Origin of the sequence: Pseudonocardia sp. (assembly GCF_050246655.1) — a bacterium.
In the GTDB taxonomy this organism is placed as follows: Bacteria; Actinomycetota; Actinomycetes; order Mycobacteriales; family Pseudonocardiaceae; genus Pseudonocardia.
Genome location: NZ_JBFWVQ010000020.1, coordinates 25085 through 44680, shown reverse-complemented (window position 1 = coordinate 44680; position 19596 = coordinate 25085). Strand labels below are relative to the sequence as shown.

The following is a 19596-nucleotide window of genomic DNA, read 5'->3' as shown; positions in this document are numbered from 1 at the left end:
CGGGCTATCCGGCGCAGGTCACGGCGCCGGGCGGAGGAGACCGGCACAACTTCTGCGAGCACTGGCGCAACGCCGGGCGGCATGTCACATTGGGCAGCGCGAGCCGCATCCGACGCCGTGTGCGGGCACGCACCCGAACCCCTGATCACCGGACGCCACCCCACCACGGTGTCAACCGGGCGCGGCGCGGTGCCCGGGGACGCCCGGGGCCCGGCCCGACCGATGCCCCACGGGCGATCATCGCCGCGCCGAGGGGCCGTCGGATACTCTCTTCGGACCACTAGTCGTCCCGATGCTGTCGTCGGGGTGCACCGAGACGACAGGAGGAACTGTTGGCTGCGATCAGCGACTCGTCCCCGGGCCTCTACGATCCCACTCAGGAACACGACGCGTGCGGTGTGGCCATGGTGGCCGATCTCACAGGACGTCGCGACCACGGCATCGTCCGCAAGGGCCTCACCGCGCTGCTGCGCCTGGAGCACCGCGGTGCGCGCGGCAGCGAGGAGAACACCGGAGACGGTGCGGGGATTCTGATCCAGGTCCCGGACGCCTTCTTCCGGGAGGTCGTGGACTTCGCCCTGCCCGCGGAGGGCGCCTACGCGGTGGGCATCGCGTTCCTGCCGGTCGATCGCGCCGCGGCGGACGAGGCCGTGGCGCGGATCGACGCGCTCGCCGCCGAGGAGAACCTCACCGTCCTGGGCTGGCGCGAGCTGCCGACCGACCCGGACGGCGCCGGCATCGGTCCCACCGCCCGCTCGGCGATGCCGAGCTTCCGCCAGCTGTTCGTCGCGGGCGCGGAGTTCGCCGACGGCGCCGAGCCGCCCGCGGGGATCGACCTGGAGCGCCGCACGTTCTGCCTGCGCAAGCGGGCCGAGCACGCCACGGGCACGTACTTCCCGAGCCTGTCGCCGCGCACCGTCGTCTACAAGGGCATGCTCACCGAGCCGCAGGTCGAGGCGTTCTATCCGGACCTCTCCGACGAGCGCGTGACGTCGGCCCTCGCGCTGGTGCACTCCCGCTTCTCCACGAACACGTTCCCGGCCTGGCCGCTCGCGCACCCGTACCGCTACGTGGCGCACAACGGCGAGATCAACACCCTGCGCGGCAACCGTAACTGGATGGCCGCGCGCGAGGCCCTCCTGCGCTCGGGCGCCCTGCCCGGCGACCTCTCCCGGCTCTCCCCGATCGTCACCCCGGACGCGAGCGACTCCGCCACGTTCGACGAGGTCCTGGAACTGCTGCACCTCGCCGGGCGCACCCTGCCGCACGCGGTGCTGATGATGATCCCCGAGGCGTGGGAGAACCACGCCGAGATGGACCCGGCCCGGCGCGCCTTCTACGAGTTCCACTCCTGCCTCATGGAACCGTGGGACGGGCCCGCGCTGGTCGCGTTCACCGACGGCACGGTCATCGGCGCGGTGCTGGACCGCAACGGCCTGCGCCCGGCGCGCTACTGGGTCACCGAGGACGGCCTCGTGTCGCTCGCCTCTGAGGTGGGCGTCCTCGACGTGGAGCCGTCCGCGGTCGTGCGCAAGGGCCGCCTGGAGCCGGGTCGCATGTTCCTGGTGGACACCGCCGCGGGCCGGCTCGTGGACGACGCCGAGATCAAGGGCGCGCTCGCCGCCGAGCACCCGTACGCGGACTGGCTGCACGCCGGGCTGATCCGGTTGGAGGACCTGCCCGCCCGCCACCGCGACGATCCCGGCGACCTCTCCTCGGTGGCTGCGCTCACCCACGCCCAGCAGGCGTACGGCTACACCGAGGAGGAGCTGAACGTCCTGCTCAAGCCGATGGCCCGCACCTCGGCGGAGCCGATCGGCTCGATGGGCAACGACGCGCCGATCGCACCGCTCTCGGCGCGGCCCCGGCAGCTCTTCGACTACTTCATCCAGCTGTTCGCGCAGGTGACGAACCCGCCCCTGGACGCGATCCGCGAGGAGCTGGTCACGAGCCTGCGCAGCCTGCTGGGTCCGGAGCACAACCTGCTGGACGCCTCGCCCGCGAGCTGTCGCACGATCGCGCTGCCCTTCCCGGTGCTCGACAACGACGAGCTGGCCCGGGTCGTGCACATCAACGACGACGGGGAGCTGCCCGGATTCGCCTCCCACGTCGTCGAGGGTCTGTTCGTCGCCGCGGACGGCGGCGAGGGCCTGATCCGGCGGCTGGACGAGATCCGCGTGGAGGTGTCGCAGGCCATCGCGGACGGCGCCCGGCTCATCGTGCTGTCCAACCGCGGGGTCACCGCCGACAAGGCTCCGATCCCGTCCCTGCTGCTCACGGGTGCGGTGCACGAGCACCTGGTGCGGGAGAAGACCCGCACCCGGGTCGGCCTGCTGGTCGAGGCGGGCGACGCCCGCGAGGTGCACCACATCGCGCTGCTGCTCGGCTACGGCGCGTCGGCGGTGAACCCGTTCCTCGCCATGGCCACGGTCGAGGACCTCGCCAAGCGTGGCGACGTCCCGGGCGTGGACCCGGCCGCGGCGTCGCGCAACCTCGTCAAGGCGCTCGGCAAGGGCGTCCGCAAGACGATGTCGAAGATGGGCGTCTCCACCGTCGCGTCCTACACGGGCGCGCAGATCTTCGAGGCGGTCGGTCTGGGCCGCGAGGTCATCGACTCGTGCTTCACCGGCACCACATCGCGCCTGGGCGGTGTCGGCTTCGACGTGCTGGCCGAGGAGGTGTTGCGCTGGCACCGGCGCGCGTTCCCCGCGGACGGCGTGCGCCCGGCGCACCGCGCCCTCGACGTCGGCGGCGAGTACCAGTGGCGCCGCGAGGGCGAGCTGCACCTGTTCAACCCGGCCACGGTGTTCAAGCTGCAGCACTCCACCCGGCAGGGCCGCTACGACGTCTTCAAGCAGTACACGCGGGCCGTCAACGACCAGTCGACACAGCTGATGACGCTGCGGGGGCTGTTCACCTTCCGTAAGGGCCTGCGCCCGCCGGTGCCGATCGAGGAGGTGGAGCCCGTCGAGTCGATCGTGAAGCGGTTCTCCACCGGCGCGATCTCCTACGGGTCGATCTCCAAGGAGATGCACGAGGTCCTCGCGATCGCGATGAACCGGCTCGGCGCGCGGTCCAACACCGGTGAGGGCGGCGAGGACCCGGACCGCTTCGAGCCGGACCCGAACGGCGACTCCCGGCGCTCGGCGATCAAGCAGGTCGCGTCCGGGCGCTTCGGCGTCACCAGCGAGTACCTGGTGAACTCCAGCGACCTCCAGATCAAGATCTCGCAGGGCGCGAAGCCGGGCGAGGGCGGGCAGCTGCCGGGCAGCAAGGTCTACCCGTGGATCGCGAAGACCCGCTACTCCACGCCGGGCGTCGGCCTCATCTCGCCGCCTCCGCACCACGACATCTACTCGATCGAGGACATCAAGCAGCTCATCCACGACCTCAAGAACGCGAACCCGCAGGCGCGCGTCCACGTCAAGCTGGTGAGCCAGCTCGGCGTCGGCACGGTCGCGGCAGGCGTGGCGAAGGCCTACTCCGACGTCGTGCTCATCTCGGGCCACGACGGCGGCACCGGCGCCTCGCCGCTGTCGTCGATCAAGCACGCGGGCGGGCCGTGGGAGCTGGGCCTGGCAGAGACGCAGCAGACGCTGCTGGTCAACGGCCTGCGCGACCGCATCGTCGTGCAGACCGACGGCCAGCTCAAGACCGGGCGCGACGTGGTCATCGCCGCGCTGCTCGGCGCCGAGGAGTTCGGCTTCGCCACCGCGCCGCTGGTGGTGTCGGGATGCATCATGATGCGGGTCTGCCATCTCGACACGTGTCCGGTCGGCGTCGCGACCCAGAACCCGGTCCTGCGCAAGAAGTTCGACGGCAGGCCCGAGTACGTCGTCAACTTCATGCGGTTCATCGCCGAGGAGGTGCGCGAGTACCTCGCCGAGCTGGGCTTCCGCACGCTGGAGGAGGCCGTCGGGCACGCCGAGATGCTCGACACGGACGCCGCGGCGCTGCACTGGAAGGCCGCGGGCCTGGATCTTCGACCGATCTTCCACACCCCGGAACTGCCCGCGGGCACCGCCCGCCACCGCACCCGGGAGCAGGACCACGGCCTGGAGAAGGCCCTCGACAACACCCTCATCCAGCTCTGCGAGGGGGCGCTGTCCTCCGGCGACAAGGTGCGGCTGGAAATGCCGGTGCGCAACGTCAACCGCACCGTCGGCACGATGCTCGGCTACGAGCTCACCCGGCGCTGGGGCGGCGAGGGCCTGCCCGACGACACGATCGACGTCACCCTCACCGGTTCGGCCGGGCAGTCGTTCGGCGCGTTCGTGCCGCGCGGCATCACGCTGCGGCTGGTCGGCGACACCAACGACTACTTCGGCAAGGGCCTGTCCGGTGGGCGCCTCACGCTGCGTCCGGACCCGTCGGCGCCGTTCGCGGCCGAGGAGAACATCATCGCGGGCAACGTCATCCTCTACGGGGCGACGTCCGGGGAGATCTTCGTGCGCGGCGTCGTCGGCGAGCGGTTCTGCGTGCGCAACTCCGGTGCTCTCGCGGTCGTCGAGGGCGTGGGCGACCACGGCTGCGAGTACATGACCGGCGGCAAGGTCGTCGTGCTGGGCGGCATCGGCCGCAACTTCGCGGCCGGCATGTCCGGCGGCGTGGCCTACCTGCTCGACATCGACCGGCTGCGCCACCGCGTCAACCCCGAGATGGTCGACATCGACCCGCTCGACGACGAGGACCGCGAGTTCCTGCGTGACGCCGTCGAGCGTCACTACACCGAGACGGACTCGGCGGTGGCGAAGACGCTGCTCACCGAATGGGAGGAGGCCGTCGAGCGGTTCGGCAAGATCATGCCGAAGGACTTCAAGCGGGTCCTGCAGGCCCGGGCCGCCGCCGAGCGCGACGGCCGCGACGTCAACGCCGCGATCATGGAGGCCGCGCATGGCTAGGCCTCACTCGGCCCGGTCCACCACCACCATCGCCGCGGCGCGGCGCACGATCGAAGGAGTGCCCGCGCATGGGTGACCCGAAGGGATTCCTCACCACGCACCGCGAGGGCCCGAAGCGCCGCCCGGTCGACCTGCGGCTGCAGGACTGGCGTGAGGTCTACGAGGACTTCCCGCACCGGACGCTCGAGGCGCAGGCCGGTCGCTGCATGAACTGCGGCATCCCGTTCTGCCACCAGGGCTGCCCGCTCGGCAACCTCATCCCCGAGTGGAACGACCTGGTCTGGCGCGGGGAGTGGCGCGAAGGCATCGAGCGGCTGCACGCCACGAACAACTTCCCCGAGTTCACCGGGACGCTCTGCCCGGCGCCGTGCGAGGCCGCATGCGTGCTGGCCATCAACGACGATGCCGTCACGATCAAGCAGGTCGAGATCGAGCTGATCGACCGGGCCTGGGACGAGGGGTGGGTGCCGCCGCAGCCGGCGCCGGTGCGCACCGGCAAGAAGGTCGCCGTCGTGGGATCGGGGCCTGCGGGGCTCGCCGCGGCCCAGCAGCTCACCCGGGTCGGGCACGACGTCGTCGTGTTCGAGCGGGCGGACCGCATCGGTGGGCTGCTGCGCTACGGCATCCCCGAGTTCAAGATGGAGAAGTCGCGCCTGGACCGGCGGCTGCAGCAGATGAGGGCCGAGGGCACGATCTTCCGGGCGTCGGTGGACGTGGGCACGGACGTCACGGCCGCGGACCTGCGCCGGGACTTCGACGCCGTCGTCCTCGCGGGCGGGGCCACCGCCTGGCGGGACCTGCCCGCGCCCGGGCGCGACGTCGAGGGCGTCTACCAGGCGATGGAGTTCCTGCCGTGGGCCAACCACGTGCAGCAGGGCGACTGCGACGCCCCACCGGTGAGCGCCGAGGGCAAGGACGTCGTCATCATCGGCGGCGGCGACACCGGCGCGGACTGCCTCGGGACGTCGCACCGCCAGGGCGCCCGCTCCGTCACGCAGCTGGAGATCATGCCCCTGCCGCCGGAACACCGCACCGAGGCGATGCCCTGGCCGACCTACCCGATGATCTACCGCGTCTCGTCCGCACACGAGGAAGGCGGCGAGCGCGTCTACTCGGTGAACACCACCGAGTTCGTCGCGGACGACGAGGGCACGCTCACCGGGATCCGCATCGTCGAGGTCGCCCGGGACGCGGACGGCCGGTTCGTGCCCGTCGAGGGCACCGAGCGGCAGCTGCCCGCCCAGCTCGTGCTGCTCGCGATGGGCTTCCTCGGGCCGGAGAAGGGCAAGCTCCTCGCCGACCTCGCGGTCGACCTGGACGCGCGCGGCAACGTGGCGCGAGGCCGGGACTACATGACGAACGTGGACGGCGTGTTCTCCGCGGGCGACATGGGCCGGGGCCAGTCGCTGATCGTGTGGGCGATCGCGGAGGGCCGGTCCGCCGCGGCGGGCGTCGACGCGTACCTCACCGGGCGGCACATCCTGCCCCGGCCGATCGAGCCGACGGACCGGCCGCTCGTCTGACCCTCCGGGTCTCACCGCGCACCCTCCCGGGCCTAGGGTCCCCGCGCACACCTCCCGGGCCCGGGTCCCCGCGCAACGAACGGCGCGTTCGTCCAACTGGTTTGGACGAACGGGCCGTTCGTCGGGGCGTGCGGTGGGGGTGGCGATCGGACCGGGGTTCACCCGCGACAAGATCTGGACTGGTTCGACCCGGTCGCGGGCTGACGGCCGGTGAGCGACCACGTCCCGTGCACGGTGTGGCGGGCCGTGCCGCCGGGGCCCGCGTTCAGCTCGCTGCGCACGAGGTGCAGCTCCCTGGCCGGCCAGGGGGCGCCCGAGAAGCCGGCGAGCCGGGCGGCCAGCGGTGCCAGGTCGGCGCCGGGGCGGCCGCGGGCCAGGGTGAGGTGCGGCCGGTAGCGGCGATCGGGCTCCTGGCCCGGGATGCCGCACCGTCGCGCGGCGGCCCGCACGGATGCCGCGAGGGCGCGCACGTCGGCGGGATCGGCCCGGCCGGTCGGACCGGTGGTTCCGGCCGGGCCGGTCCCGCCGGTCGCGCCGGTGGATCCGGCCGGGCTGGTCGCGCCGCTCGCGCCGCAGGCACCGGCCGTGACGCCCGTCCACAGCACGCGGTCGGAGAACCGCCCACCACCCACCAACGCCAGCGTCAGCGGCGGGCACCGGGCGGCGACCCGCGCCAGGCGCGCCGCAACGGCGTCGGCGGCCGGTGCCGCGACCTCACCGAGGAACGCGAGCGTGACGTGCCACTGCTCCGGGCGCACCCAGCGCACCCGCGGGTCGACCCGCTCCCCTGCGGCCGGCTCCCGCAGCGGTGCGAGCGCCGAGCCCAGCTCCGCGAGCGCCTCCGGCGGGGGCAGGATCGCGACGAACAGCCGCACGGGCGCGCCTACTCCTCGACGAGCACCAGCTCGTAGGCGTCGTCCCCGACCCAGACCCGCAGGCCCTCTGCGTCGTCGGTGATCGCCCCTTCCTCCTCCTCGCTCAACTCGCGGGACGCGCCGAGGGCGAGGTGGCTGTAGGCGATGCGCCCGTCACCGAGGTCCTGGGGACGGTACTCGGAGGCGAGGACCGCGGTGCGGCTCTCCGTGGCCAGCAGCTGCGCGTTCTCAGGGCCGACGTCGGCCACCCAGGTCTGTGCCCACATGCCGCAGAGTCTGGCCGGGATCGCGGCCGTCCGCCATCGGCGCGGAAGGTTCATCCGACGGGGGCGGGCGCGGAGCGAAACCGGGTGTGACGCGGGCCGTTGGAACCGATGACCGGTGCCGGCGGGACGGGGAGCCCCCGCCGGTGCCGGTCGATCCCCGGGCCGGCGCTCAGCCCGCGCGCAGGAGCGCCAACCGCCGCCTCCCGGCGGAACGCCGATCCTGCACGAACGAGACGACGGCGAACAGCGCGGCCGTGAGGACTCCAGCGGCGATCCCGGCGAGGAGCGCGGAGACGGGCCGCCCGTCCGCGATCGGGTTGATGAGGGCCGCGACGAGCGCCATGTAGAGCGCCCACGCCGAGGAGCTGGCGAGCGACCATGGAACGAAGGTGCGCGCGGGCAGGCAGAACCGCCCGGCCGCCGCGGTGCTCACGAGCCTGCCCGCCGGCACGAACCGGGCACCGACGATCGTCACCCCGGGCCTGTGCAGGACGTTGCGGCGGATCCAGCGCGTCGTCCGGGTCCCGCCGTCGGTCGCGCGCACGATCCGCCGCGACGTGCGGCCCAGGCCGAACACGGCGAGATCACCCCCGACGGAGCCGAGCACCGAGACGAGGAAGAGGCCACCGAGCATCCACACGTCGCGGTCGGCGAGCGCGAGGGCGAGCGCCGTGAGCAGGACGGTCTCGCTGGGCAGCATCGGCACCGGACCGTCCACCGCGATCATCAGGGCGAGCACCGGCAGGAGCCAGCTGCTGTGCAGCACAGCCGCACACACCGCCGTGAGATCCACGCGCTGGTCGTCCTTCCGCTCGGCTGCGGCGCCCGGAGCCGCACGACCCCGGCCGCGCGACGAACCGTGGTCCAGCGTGCCAGAGCGCCCCGTTCGGGTGGCGGGTGGCTCGCCGGACGGTCGTGCGACGGTGGGCGATGCGTGCCCGTCCGGACGACCGCACAGGGTTCGAGCTGTGTTCCGGCCACATACACTAGGCATGTCATGTGGCTGCCCGCCACCCAGCGAGATGCTCCTCACGCACGTAGCGTCATCGCGGTGACCACCAGTTCGCGTGAACGCATCCTCTCCGGCCGGACGGCCCTCGTGACGGGTGCGGCGTCCGGAATCGGCGCCGCCATCGTGCGGCGGCTGGCCTCCGACGGGGCGAGCGTGCTCGCCGTCGACCGTGACGAGGCAGGCGTCAAGGCCCTCGCCGAGGACCTGCCCGCCGTCCGTCCCGTGCCGTGCGATCTGTCCGACCTCGACGCCGTCGACGAACTGCCGGCCGAGGTCGACGTTCTGGTGAACAACGCCGGCCTGCAGCACGTCTCGCCGGTGCAGGAGTTCGACCCGGAGCGCTTCTCCCTCATCCTGCGCGTGATGCTGGAGGCGCCGTTCCGGCTGGCCCGGCGCACCCTCCCGCACATGTACGACCGCGGCTGGGGCCGCGTGATCAACATCTCGAGCGCGCACGGCCTGCGCGCCAGCCCGTTCAAGGCGGCCTACGTCAGCGCCAAGCACGGCCTCGAAGGCCTGTCCAAGGTCATCGCGCTGGAGGGCGGCCCCCGCGGCGTCACCAGCAACTGCATCAACCCCGCCTACGTGCGCACCCCCCTGGTCGAGAAGCAGATCGCCGACCAGGCCCGCGCGCACGGCATTTCCGAGGACACCGTCGTCGAGGAGATCATGCTCACCCCGGTCGCGGTGAAACGCCTCATCGAACCGGACGAGGTCGCGGAGCTGGCCGCCGTGCTCTACGGCCCCGCGTCCTCGTCCATCACGGGCACGTCGCTGGCCGTGGATGGCGGCTGGACCGCCCGCTGAGCCCTGCCCCACCACGAACCGCAGCACGTCGAACCGACCCGGGAGATCCCCATGTCCTCATCCGACGCACGACCACACGACGCATCCCGCGGCAACATCGTGAGGGTGGTGGCCGCCAGCATGGCGGGCACGACCGTCGAGTGGTACGACTTCTTCCTCTACGGGGTGGCCGCCGCCGTCGTCTTCCCCAAGGTCTTCTTCCCCGCCAACGACCCCGCGGTCGCGACGCTGCTCGCGCTCGGCACGTTCGCGATCGGGTTCATCGCCCGGCCGGTGGGCGGGCTGGTCTTCGGCCACTACGGCGACAAGATCGGCCGCAAGAAGCTGCTCGTCGCGAGCCTGCTCATGATGGGGCTCTCGACGTTCGCGATCGGCCTCCTGCCGGGTTACGCCACCATCGGCATCGCAGCGCCGATCATCCTGGTGCTGCTGCGGCTGCTGCAGGGCTTCGCGCTCGGCGGCGAGTGGGGTGGCGCCGTCCTCATCGTCTCCGAGCACGGCGAACCGTCCCGGCGCGGCTTCTGGGCGAGCTGGCCGCAGGCGGGTGCGCCCGGCGGGCAGCTGCTCGCCAACGGCCTGCTCGCGCTGCTCGCGCTCGTGCAGCCCGAGGACGCGTTCCTGGCCTGGGGCTGGCGCATCCCGTTCCTGCTCTCCGCGGTGCTCGTCGGCATCGGGCTCTACATCCGGCTCGCCGTCGAGGAGTCGCCCATCTTCAAGGCCGCGCAGGCCAAGGCCGAGGCGCAGGCCGCGGCAGGCGAGAAGCAGTCCATGCCGATCGTCGAGGTGTTCCGCCGCTACCCGCGCGAGGTGTTCACCGCGATGGGCGCACGGTTCGCCGAGAACGTGTCGTACTACATCTTCACGATCGTCGTCGTCACCTACCTGACGAAGAACCCGCCGGTGCACCAGCTGTCCAGCTCCTTCGTCCTCAACGCGGTGCTCATCGGCGCGGCCGTGCACCTGGTGACGATCCCGATGTGGGGTGCCGCCTCGGACCGCTTCGGCCGCAGGCCCGTCTACCTCTTCGGCGCCGTGGGCGTCGGGGTGTGGGCGTTCGCCTTCATCTGGCTGATCGACACCGAGAGCTTCCCGCTGACCGTGCTCGCGATCGTCGTCGGCCTGGTGCTGCACGGGGCCATGTACGGGCCGCAGGCGGCGTTCCTGTCCGAGCTGTTCGGCACGAAGGTGCGCTACTCCGGGGTGTCGGTGGGCTACCAGCTCGCCTCGATCGTGGCGGGCGGCCTCGCTCCGCTGATCGCCGTCTCGCTCTACACGACCTGGGACAGCGGGTACGCCGTCGCGGTGTACGTCGCGATCGCGGCGCTGATCACGATCGTCGCGGTGGCCTCCTACCAGGAAACGAGCTCGCGCGATCTGGCGGCGGACGACGCCGTCGAGCCCGCCGGGTCGGCGCGCTGACCGCAGGCCGACCCTGATGCACGGAAAGCCGCCTTCACCGCGCAGGACGCGGTGAAGGTGGCTTTCCCTGCCGACGCGAGCGGGCCGGGCGGAGACGATCCCTGCCAGGATCCCCTCGTGTCCCCTACCGCGCTCGCGCTGCTGCGACTGCTCGCCCAGGGCGGGCCCGTGGCCGAGTTCGAGAAGGCGGCGGTGCTGGTCCCCGGCGATCCCGAGGCCGGCGCCGCCGCCGAGCTCGCCCTGCGCGTACAGGCCGCGATCGACGCGCACCGCAGGCGCGAGGCCGGGCTCGCCGCACTGGTCGACGTGGCCCGCGACCTCGCCTCGCTCGACGACCCCGGCACCGTCCTCGACGCCATCGTCCGCCGGGCCCGCTCGCTCATCGGCACGGATGTCGCCTACCTGGCGCTGGCCGATCCCGAGCGCGGCGACACCTACATGCGCGCGACGTCGGGATCGGTGTCGGCGCGCTTCCAGGAGTTGCGGCTGCCGCGGGGCGCGGGCCTCGGCGGGCTGGTGGCCCAGACGAAGCGGCCGTACTGGACCTCGGACTACCCCGCCGACCCCCGCTACCGGCACACGACCGAGATCGACGCGGCCGTCGGCGAGGAGGGGCTCATCGCGATCTGCGGCACCCCGCTGCTGGTGGACGGCGAGTTCGTCGGGGTGCTGTTCGCGGCCAACCGGACCGCGCGCCCGTTCAGCCGCGAGGAGATCGCGCTGCTGGGATCGTTCGCCGCGCTCGCGGCGGTGTCGCTGGTGCAGACCCGGCGCGCTGCGGAGACCGCGCGGGCGCTCGCGGCGCTGGAGCAGGCGCACCGCGCGATCGAGCAGGCCGCGACCGCGCACGACCGGTTCTCGAGCGTCGTCCTCGGCGGCGGGGACGTCACCGATCTCGCGGCCGCGCTCGGCGGCCTGCTCGGCTGCTGGGTGGCCGTCCTCGATGCCGACGACCAGCGGATCGCCGCCTGCGGGGGCGCCCCGCCCTCCCCGCCGGGCCGCGACCAGCTCGCGGACGCCCCCGCGGTGCGCCGGTCCGGGACGACGGGGCGGCTGACATCGGCGGACGGGCTGTGGGCGGTGGCCGTGGCGGCGGCGGGCCAGCGGCTGGGCACGATCGTGCTCGGCGGCATCGACGCGCTCGACGAGGGCAGCGGCCGCACCGTCGAGCGGGCGGCGATGGTGACGGCGCTGGTCCTCCTGTTCGGGATGCGGGCGGCCGACGCGGAGCAGCGGGTGCGCACGGACCTGCTCGCGGAGCTGCTGGCCCGCCGCGGCGCGGGCGCCCCGGACCGTGCGCTCGCCGAACGCGGCCGGGTGCTCGGGCTGCGGCTGCTCGCGCCGCACGTCGTGGCGGTGTGCCGGTGCGTCGCGCGCCCGCGGGGCCTGCTCGTGGCGGCGGCGCGCAGCGGGGACGGGCGAGGGCTCGCAGGTGAGCACGACGGGGTCGTCGTGGCGCTGCTGCCGGGGCAGGACGCGTCGGCGGTCGCCGACGCGCTCGCGCGCCGCCTCGGCGAGGACGGCACCGAGGTGACGGTCGGCGCCGCGGGACCGGTCGTCCCGGCCGCCGGGCTGGCAGCGGCGTACGCGGAGGCCCGCCGCATCTGCGACGCCATGGTTGCGCTGGGGATGACGGGGCGCGGCGGCTCGGTGCGCGAGCTGGGCTTCGCCGGGCTGGTCGCGAGCCCGCGCGGGGACGTCGATGCCTACCTGCGGCGCGTGCTCGGCCCGCTGCTCGACTACGACGAGCGCCGCGGCAGCGCGCTGGTCGCCACCGTCGAGGAGTACTTCGTGGCGGGCGCGAGCCCGCGGCGCGCCGCCGCGGAGCTGCACGTCCACGTCAACACGGTGGCGCAGCGGCTGGAGCGGGTGACGGCGCTGCTCGGCGAGGGCTGGCAACTACCGGATCGAGCGCTGGACATCCAGCTGGCGTTGCGCTTGCTGCGGCTGCGCGCCGACCGGGGTGGCTGAGGTCCCTCTACCACACACCGAGTGTCCACCTGTGAGTGATCCCGCAGCCCCGGTGATCGACTACCGTCGATCACATCGGTCGCCGGCTGCGGGGGGTAGGCGTGGCATATCGGGTGATGCGCCGGGCAATCGCCACCCTTTGCGTACTCTGCGCATTCTCCGCGCTCGTCGGCCTCGCGCCCGCGACGGACCTGATCACGCGGGTCGCGGCCCAGCGTGCTGGCACGATCGGCCCGGGCGCCCTCATGATCACCACCGTGGGCCCCGAGGTCACCAGCTCCTGCACGGCCGCGTTCGTCCTGCGCAACGCCACCACGACCTTCGTCGCCTACGCCGCGCACTGCGCCATCCCCGTCCAGCCGCAGCACCGCACCGGATGCGAGTACGAGACACTCCCGCTCGGCACGCCCGTCCAGCTCCGGGGCGCGACCGGCGCCACCGCGCGCGGTCACCTCGCCTACAGCTCGTGGTCCACGATGCGCACGCTCGGCGAGACCGACGAGAACCGCTGCCGCTTCAACGACTTCGCGCTCGTCGCCGTCGATCCCCGCGACACCGCGAGCCTCGATCCGACCGTCCCCGGTCTCGGCGGCCCCACCGCGCTGCGCGACGGCGCCCCGGCCCGCTTCGAACGGGTCCTGAGCCTGCAGCCCCACAACACCCGGCCCGCGATCAAGGACGGCAGCTCGTTGGGCGTCCGCGGTGACGGCTGGAGCCACCGCGTCGATCTCAGCCCGTCGGCGAGCCTCGGCGACTCCGGCAGCGGCATGGTCGACGGCGAGGGCCGCGCGTTCGGCGTCCTCGCCACCCGCTACCTCGACCGGTCCGCCACCAGCGGCGTCACCGACCTGCCGCACGCGCTCGACTACGCCCAGCGCCACGGCGACGTCGGTGAGGTGGAGCTCCTGCCCGGTCGTCGCGCCTTCCGGGCGCCGCAGCCGGTCGCCCCGGACGCCGCCGCCGAGGAGATCCGCGCCTCGGGACGCTGACCGGCGCTAGGTTCGACGGCGTGCCCGAGGGCGACACCGTCTACCTCACCGGACGCCGGCTCGACGCCGCGCTCACCGGGCACGTGCTCCTGCGGGGCGAGCTGCGCCATCCCCGCCTGGTCGATCAGGACCTCGCGGGCCGCGCGGTCCTCGGCGTCCGGACCGTCGGCAAGCACCTGCTCACCCGCTTCGACGACGGCCGCAGCCTGCACAGCCACCTGCGCATGGACGGCTCCTGGCACCTCTACCGGCCCGGTATGAGGTGGCAACGGCCCGCCCACGAGGCCCGCGCGCTGCTCGTCACCGGAGACCGGGTGGCGGTCGGCTTCGCGCTGCACGACCTGGAGCTGGTGCCCACCGACCGGGAGGAGCGGCTCGTCGGCCACCTCGGGCCGGACCTGCTCGACCCCGCCTGGGACGGCGGCCACGTCGCCGAGGCGCTGCGGCGGTTCACCGCCCGCGACGACCACGAGCTGGGCCTCGTGCTGCTCGAACAGCGCGTGATGGCGGGCGTGGGCAACCTCTACAAGGCCGAGGTGTGCTTCCTGCTCGGGCTCTCTCCCTGGACGCTCGTGCGCGACATGCCCGATCCGGCCGCCGCGATCACCCTCGCCCGGGAGCTCCTGCTGCGCAACAAGGACCGCCCCCAGCAATCCACCACCGGGGAGCTCGGCCGGGGCCGCGAGCAGTGGGTGTACGGGCGGGCGCGGCAGCCGTGCCGGCGATGCGGCAGCCGCGTCCGGGCCGCACCCCAGGGCGGGGGCGTCCATGCGCGGGTGACGTACTGGTGCCCGCGCTGCCAGCCGGGGCCAGGGCCCGGGTGACCGCGACACGCGCGGGGCTCACTGGCAGGCCCGTGCACCCGTCGCAGCCTCGCCCTTGTGCCCCCGCATCCGCCGCGACCTCGCAGCATCACGGAGCACCTCGCAGCCGTCCGGACGGCTGCGAGGTGACGCGCACGGCAGCGAGGTGATCCTGGGCGGAGCCGCCCACCGCGCTCCCGCGTCCGGGGACGGGGTCAATTCGTGCCGGGCTGCGCCTGCCCCGGAGGGACGGCCTGGGTCGGCGCGGGCTGGGGCGGGAGGGCCTGGGTGGGCGCCTGCTGCTGCCCGGATGTGACCTGGCCCGCCACCGGCGTACCGCGCAGGGAGGCGCGGATCTGCTCCAGCCGGTTCGCCCCCGCCATGTCCGTGGTGGCCTGCTGGACCTCCAGCATGCGACCCGCGACCGAGTTCTGCGCCAGCTCCGCCGAGCCGAGCGCGTTCGCGTACCGCTTCTCGATCTTCTCGCGGACGTCCTCCAGCGACGGCGTGTTGCTCGGCGCGGTGAGCTCGCTCATCTGCCGCAGCGACGCCGCGGCCTGCTCCTGCATCTTCGCCTGCTCGAGCTGGCTGAGCAGCTTCGTGCGCTCGGCGATCTTCTGCTGGAGCACCATCTCGTTGCGCTTGACGGCCTGCTTGGCCTGCTCGGCAGCCTGGATCGACTGGTCGTGCAGCGTCTTGAGGTCCTCGACGGACTGCTCGGCCGTCACCAGCTGCGTGGCGTAGACCTGCGCCGTCTCCTCGTACCGCTGGGCGCTCGCCTCATCGCCGTTCGCCCTGGCCTGGTCGGCCAGGATGAGCGCCTGCCGCGCCGACGCCTGCGTCTTCTCGATCTCGCCCAGCTGGCGGTTGAGCTTCATCTCCAGCTGGCGCTGGTTGCCGATCACGGCGGCGGCCTGCTGCGACAGAGCCTGGTGCTGCCGCTGGGCCTCCTCGATGGCCTGCTGGATCTGCACCTTGGGATCGGCATGCTCGTCGATCTTCGACGAGAACGCCGCCAGGAAATACCTCCAGGCCTTCACGAACGGGTTGGCCATGTCCTCCGCCTAATCTCGGACCCTCGTCGCCCGGCCTGCCGACGCGTCGGCCCGGGGCTGTCGTCACCCATCGTGGCATCGCCACCGCGGGCCCTGCCACCGGCGGCGACGATATCCGGTGATCACCCCGAGTGCGGCTCCGGGACGTCCCGGGGTCGACCGGACCCCCGAGCAGGGTAAAGCGCGGGCTGCGGAGGGGGTGGACCCGCCCCGCTGGGGTGGACCTGCCTTGCTGGGGTGGACCTGCCTTGCTGGGGTAGACCTGCCTTTGCTGGGTGGGCCCGCCCCGCTGGGGTGGGCCCGCCCCGCGGGGGGTGGACCTGCCTTGCTGGGGTGGACCCGCCCCGCGGGGGCCGCACTCGCCCCGCGGGGCCCGGACCGCCTCTGCGGTGGGCCAGGGGTCTGCGAGGTCGCCTCGGGAGGCCTGCGGGTCCGGTTGGCGACGACGGCGAACGGCGGGGGTCGGACCGGACCACCTCGCAGGGAGCAGACACCCCTCGCAGAGGCTGCAGCGCCTGCGAAGCGCGCCCGAGGTCTGCGAGGCCGAGCCGAGAGGCCGCCTCGGGAGGCCTGCGCGTCCGGCTGGCGACAGCGACAGACGGCCAGCGCCGGACCCCCGCCCACCTCGCAGGGAGCAGACACCCCTCACAGAGGCTGCAGCACCTGCGAAGCGCGGCTGACGTCTGCGAGGCCGGCCCCGCGATGTGCGCGGCGACTCAGGGGCTGCGCGAGCGTGTACGGGTCGGCGCGGCGGCCAACCCGGTCAGGCAGCCGCCCGCACCCCGCCCGCGGGCACCGCCGGGCGCTCCAGCCCCGCGCTGCCGCCCGCGTCCGCCAGGCGCAGGCTCGTGTGGCGCAGGCCGATCGGGTGCACCAGCGAGCCGGGGTCGGTCGCACGGTCCACGGCGGCGGCCGCCCACATGCGCTCCGCCGCATCCGCGAGCAGCTCCGCCACCTCGATCTCCAGCGCCTCGCAGATCGCGGCCAGCAGCTCGCTCGACGGCTCCTTGCGCCCGCGCTCGACCTCCGACAGGTACCCGAGGCTCACCCGGGCCCGCCGCGAGACGTCGCGCAGCGTGCGCCGCCGCGCCGTCCGCACGCGGCGCAGGCTGCCGCCGATCGCCTCCCGCAGCAGCACGGCCATGGGCGCTCCTCCTCGTGGGCGGTCGGGATCCCGCAGGTCGGGCGCCCGGTGCGCCCCACCGTACCCATGCGACCGCTGCAACGTCGCCGGATCGACGCGCACGCCACGTCCGCCCAGGGCGAACACGGGCCGTCCATGCAGGTCGAGCCGCTGGTCAGGACACCTCCGGCAGCGCCGAGGCCCGCAGGCGTACGGCCTGCACGACGTAGTCCACTCCGGTCACGACGGTGAGCGCCACCGCCGCGAAGAGGACCGTCCACCGCACGCCGTCGATCAGGGCGCTCGGACCGAACAGCTCCGTGAGCGGCAGCAGGTACAGCCCGATCGCGAGCGTCTGGACGAGCGTCTTCGTCTTGCCGCCCCGGTTGGCCGGGATCACGCCGTGGCGCAGCACCGCGAAGCGCAGGACGGTGATCCCCACCTCGCGCACCATGATGACGACCGTCGCCCACCAGGGGACGAGGTCGAGCACGGACAGCCCGACGAGCGCGGCGCCGGTGAGTGCCTTGTCCGCGATCGGGTCCGCGATCACACCGAACGTCGTGACGAGGCCGCGCCGGCGCGCCAGCTCGCCGTCCAGCCGGTCCGTGGCCATCGCGACCGCGAACACCGTGAAGGCCGCGAGCCGCCACTTCGGTTCCTGCCCGCCGCCCGCGAACAGCGTCGCGAGGAAGACGGGGATCAGCGCGATCCGGATCCCGGTGAGGACGTTGGCGATGTTCAGCACCGGAACCGGTGCCTGCGCCGTCACGGCCCGGACCGTCGTGATGGTCGACCCTGCGCTCCGACGAGCGCGGCGTGCCGGCGCGGCAGCCTCTCGCGCGGCGACACCACCAGATCGGCGCCCTCGGTGCCCACGACGACCGCGCGGACCAGCTCCCCCACCTCGAGCCCGGACCCGCGCTCGACGACGCACTCACCGTCGGAGTCCGGGGCCTGGTGCGCGGCCCGGCCGGTGCACTCGAGATCGTCGTCCTCGGCGACCTCGACCAGCACGTCGACCTCGGTACCGACGCGCTCCTCGGCGCGCTGCGCCATCAGCTCGTCGACCAGCGCCGAGATCCGCGACACGCGCGCCGCGACCTCGTCCGGGTCGACCTTGCCCGCGAAGCCCTCGGCCTCGGTGCCGTCCTCGTCGGAGTAGCCGAACACCCCGACGGCGTCCAGCCGCGCCGCGGTGAGGAACCCCTCCAGCTCGGCGACGTCGGACTCCGTCTCACCGGGGAACCCGACGATGACGTTGCTGCGGATGCCCGCCTCCGGGGCGAGGGCGCGGATGCGCTCGCAGAGGTCGAGGAAGTCCGTCGTGGAGCCGAAGCGGCGCATCCGGCGCAGCACCGACGGCGAGGAGTGCTGGAACGACAGGTCGAAGTACGGCGCGACGCCCTGCGTGGTCGCGATGACCTCCAGCAGATCCGGTCGCAGCTCCGCGGGCTGCAGGTAGCTCGCGCGCACGCGATCGATCCCCGGCACCTGGGCCAGGCGTCGCAGCAGGTGCACGAGCGCCCGGGAGCCACCGGGGAGGTCCTTGCCGTAGGACGTCGAGTTCTCGCTGACCAGGTACAGCTCGCGGACACCGTTCATGCCCAGCCACGCCGCCTCCGCGACTACGTCGTCCGGCGGGCGGGAGACGAACGAGCCGCGGAAGCTCGGGATGGCGCAGAACGCGCATCGCCGGTCGCACCCGGAGGCGATCTTGAGCGGGGCGACGGGGGCGTCGTTCAACCGCACCCGCCCCGCGCCGGGCAGCCAGGCGTGGCCGGGCACCGCCACCGACGCGGCCGCCGCGGGCCGCTCCACCGGGCTGACCGGCAGCAGCGTGCGGCGGTCCGCGGGCACGTGCGGGGCGGGCGCGTGCCCGCCGAGCACGTCCCCGAGGCGCTGCGCGAGCTCCGGGTAGTGGTCGAAGCCGAGCACGGCGTCCGCCTCGGGCAGACTCTCGGCCAGCTCGGCGCCGTAGCGCTCGGCCAGGCAGCCGACGGCGACGACCTTCGCGCCCCGCGCCCGGGCCACGTCGGACGCCGCGAGCAGGGTGTCGATCGAGTCCTTCTTGGCCTGCTCGACGAACGCGCAGGTGTTCACCACGATCACGTCCGGTGCCCGGCCGTCCGAGCCGTCGTCGCCCGCGTCCGCCTCGACGAGCTCCCAGCCGCTTCCGGCCAGCCGGCCCGCCAGCTCCTCGGAGTCGACCTCGTTGCGGGCGCAGCCCAGCGTGAGCAGGGCGGCCCGGCGGGGGCGGTCGGTGTGCGGCACTCGGCCAGGGTAACCGGCGGGGGCTGATCTACCCTGGCGAGCCGTGACGGACGTCCCGGACATGATCGTCGTGCGGCCCGCACGTACCGCGGACGTGCGGGCGATCCGGGAGCTCGTCAACGCGTACGCGGGCAAGGTGCTGCTCGCGAAGGAGACCGTCACCCTCTACGAGGACGTGCAGGAGTTCCTGGTCGCCGAGCGCGGCGGCGAGGTCGTCGGGTGCGGGGCCCTGCACGTGCTGTGGGAGGACCTGGGGGAGATCCGCACGGTCGCCGTGCACCCGGCGCTGTCCGGGCGCGGCATCGGGCACCGGATCGTCGGCTCCCTCATCGACGCCGCACGCAGGCTCGGGCTCGAGCGCCTGTTCGTGCTGACGTTCGAGAAGACGTTCTTCGGCCGGCACGGCTTCGTCGAGATCGACGGCACCCCCGTCGAACCCGAGGTGTTCGCCGAGATGCTGCGCTCCTACGACGCCGGTGTGGCGGAGTTCCTCGACCTCGCGCACGTCAAGCCGAACACCCTGGGCAACTTCCGGATGCTGCTGCGCCTGTGAATGTCGGTGCCCGGCCGTAGCCTGC

General features: G+C 73.4%; 15 protein-coding genes. 8 read left to right on the top strand and 7 right to left on the bottom strand.

Annotation, left to right across the window (positions count from 1 at the left end; all coding sequences use genetic code 11):
- Window positions 1-332: 332 nt before the first annotated feature.
- Both gltB and AB7J25_RS09740 read left to right on the top strand, forming a co-directional pair.
- Window positions 333-4901: a glutamate synthase large subunit gene (gltB, locus tag AB7J25_RS09745; protein ID WP_428507329.1), complete on the top strand. Its 4569-nt coding sequence runs from the start codon at window positions 333-335 to the stop codon at window positions 4899-4901.
- A 68-nt stretch (window positions 4902-4969) separates the two neighbouring features.
- A complete protein-coding gene (locus AB7J25_RS09740; protein WP_428507327.1) occupies window positions 4970-6424 on the top strand; it encodes a glutamate synthase subunit beta in 1455 nt (484 codons plus the stop codon).
- A 158-nt stretch (window positions 6425-6582) separates the two neighbouring features.
- Here the strand turns inward: AB7J25_RS09740 and AB7J25_RS09735 are convergent, their stop codons facing one another.
- The 3 genes from AB7J25_RS09735 to AB7J25_RS09725 form a co-directional block, all read right to left on the bottom strand.
- Entirely contained in the window at window positions 6583-7299 is a 717-nt protein-coding gene (locus tag AB7J25_RS09735) for a 2'-5' RNA ligase family protein (RefSeq protein ID WP_428507325.1), read from the bottom strand.
- A gap of 8 nt (window positions 7300-7307) precedes the next feature.
- A complete protein-coding gene (locus AB7J25_RS09730; RefSeq protein WP_428507323.1) occupies window positions 7308-7565 on the bottom strand; it encodes a hypothetical protein in 258 nt (85 codons plus the stop codon).
- Window positions 7566-7734: 169 nt separating this feature from the next.
- A complete protein-coding gene (locus AB7J25_RS09725) occupies window positions 7735-8358 on the bottom strand; it encodes a DedA family protein (RefSeq protein WP_428507321.1) in 624 nt (207 codons plus the stop codon).
- Between the two features lie 258 nt (window positions 8359-8616).
- Between AB7J25_RS09725 and AB7J25_RS09720 the strand changes: the two genes are divergently transcribed.
- The 5 genes from AB7J25_RS09720 (at window position 8617) to AB7J25_RS09700 (ending at window position 14587) form a co-directional block, all read left to right on the top strand.
- A complete protein-coding gene (locus AB7J25_RS09720; RefSeq protein ID WP_428507319.1) occupies window positions 8617-9384 on the top strand; it encodes a 3-hydroxybutyrate dehydrogenase in 768 nt (255 codons plus the stop codon).
- A 51-nt stretch (window positions 9385-9435) separates the two neighbouring features.
- Window positions 9436-10803: an MFS transporter gene (locus AB7J25_RS09715; protein ID WP_428507317.1), complete on the top strand. Its 1368-nt coding sequence runs from the start codon at window positions 9436-9438 to the stop codon at window positions 10801-10803.
- A 117-nt stretch (window positions 10804-10920) separates the two neighbouring features.
- Complete coding sequence (locus AB7J25_RS09710; protein WP_428507315.1) at window positions 10921-12774, top strand: helix-turn-helix domain-containing protein; 1854 nt, start codon at window positions 10921-10923, stop codon at window positions 12772-12774.
- A gap of 116 nt (window positions 12775-12890) precedes the next feature.
- Window positions 12891-13763 (top strand): serine protease, encoded by an 873-nt coding sequence (locus tag AB7J25_RS09705; RefSeq protein WP_428507313.1) that lies wholly within the window; start codon window positions 12891-12893, stop codon window positions 13761-13763.
- Between the two features lie 20 nt (window positions 13764-13783).
- Window positions 13784-14587, top strand: coding sequence for a DNA-formamidopyrimidine glycosylase family protein (locus AB7J25_RS09700; protein ID WP_428507311.1), 804 nt, complete (start codon window positions 13784-13786; stop codon window positions 14585-14587).
- Between the two features lie 194 nt (window positions 14588-14781).
- Here AB7J25_RS09700 and AB7J25_RS09695 read toward each other — a convergent pair whose 3' ends face one another.
- The 4 genes from AB7J25_RS09695 to rimO form a co-directional block, all read right to left on the bottom strand.
- Window positions 14782-15621, bottom strand: coding sequence for a PspA/IM30 family protein (locus tag AB7J25_RS09695; RefSeq protein WP_428507310.1), 840 nt, complete (start codon window positions 15619-15621; stop codon window positions 14782-14784).
- Between the two features lie 763 nt (window positions 15622-16384).
- Window positions 16385-16765: a helix-turn-helix domain-containing protein gene (locus AB7J25_RS09690; RefSeq protein ID WP_428507308.1), complete on the bottom strand. Its 381-nt coding sequence runs from the start codon at window positions 16763-16765 to the stop codon at window positions 16385-16387.
- A gap of 154 nt (window positions 16766-16919) precedes the next feature.
- Window positions 16920-17516, bottom strand: coding sequence for a CDP-diacylglycerol--glycerol-3-phosphate 3-phosphatidyltransferase (gene pgsA / locus AB7J25_RS09685; RefSeq protein WP_428507306.1), 597 nt, complete (start codon window positions 17514-17516; stop codon window positions 16920-16922).
- On the bottom strand, window positions 17513-19018 hold the full coding sequence (gene rimO, locus AB7J25_RS09680; RefSeq protein ID WP_428507304.1) for a 30S ribosomal protein S12 methylthiotransferase RimO: 1506 nt from the start codon (window positions 19016-19018) through the stop codon (window positions 17513-17515). Before rimO ends, pgsA begins: the two co-directional genes overlap by 4 nt.
- 61 nt (window positions 19019-19079) lie before the next feature.
- Between rimO and AB7J25_RS09675 the strand changes: the two genes are divergently transcribed.
- Window positions 19080-19571, top strand: coding sequence for an amino-acid N-acetyltransferase (locus AB7J25_RS09675; protein WP_428507386.1), 492 nt, complete (start codon window positions 19080-19082; stop codon window positions 19569-19571).
- The last annotated feature ends 25 nt before the right edge of the window (window positions 19572-19596 follow it).

Excerpts from the sequence above, each read along its gene's own strand:
- AB7J25_RS09740 (WP_428507327.1), top strand. The coding sequence starts at position 4,970 with ATGGGTGACCCGAAGGGATTCCTCACCACGCACCGCGAGGGCCCGAAG.
- AB7J25_RS09730 (WP_428507323.1), bottom strand. The coding sequence starts at position 7,565 with ATGTGGGCACAGACCTGGGTGGCCGACGTCGGCCCTGAGAACGCGCAG.
- AB7J25_RS09715 (WP_428507317.1), top strand. The coding sequence starts at position 9,436 with ATGTCCTCATCCGACGCACGACCACACGACGCATCCCGCGGCAACATC.
- AB7J25_RS09705 (WP_428507313.1), top strand. The coding sequence starts at position 12,891 with ATGCGCCGGGCAATCGCCACCCTTTGCGTACTCTGCGCATTCTCCGCG.
- AB7J25_RS09695 (WP_428507310.1), bottom strand. The coding sequence starts at position 15,621 with ATGGCCAACCCGTTCGTGAAGGCCTGGAGGTATTTCCTGGCGGCGTTC.
- AB7J25_RS09690 (WP_428507308.1), bottom strand. The coding sequence starts at position 16,765 with ATGGCCGTGCTGCTGCGGGAGGCGATCGGCGGCAGCCTGCGCCGCGTG.
- AB7J25_RS09675 (WP_428507386.1), top strand. The coding sequence starts at position 19,080 with ATGATCGTCGTGCGGCCCGCACGTACCGCGGACGTGCGGGCGATCCGG.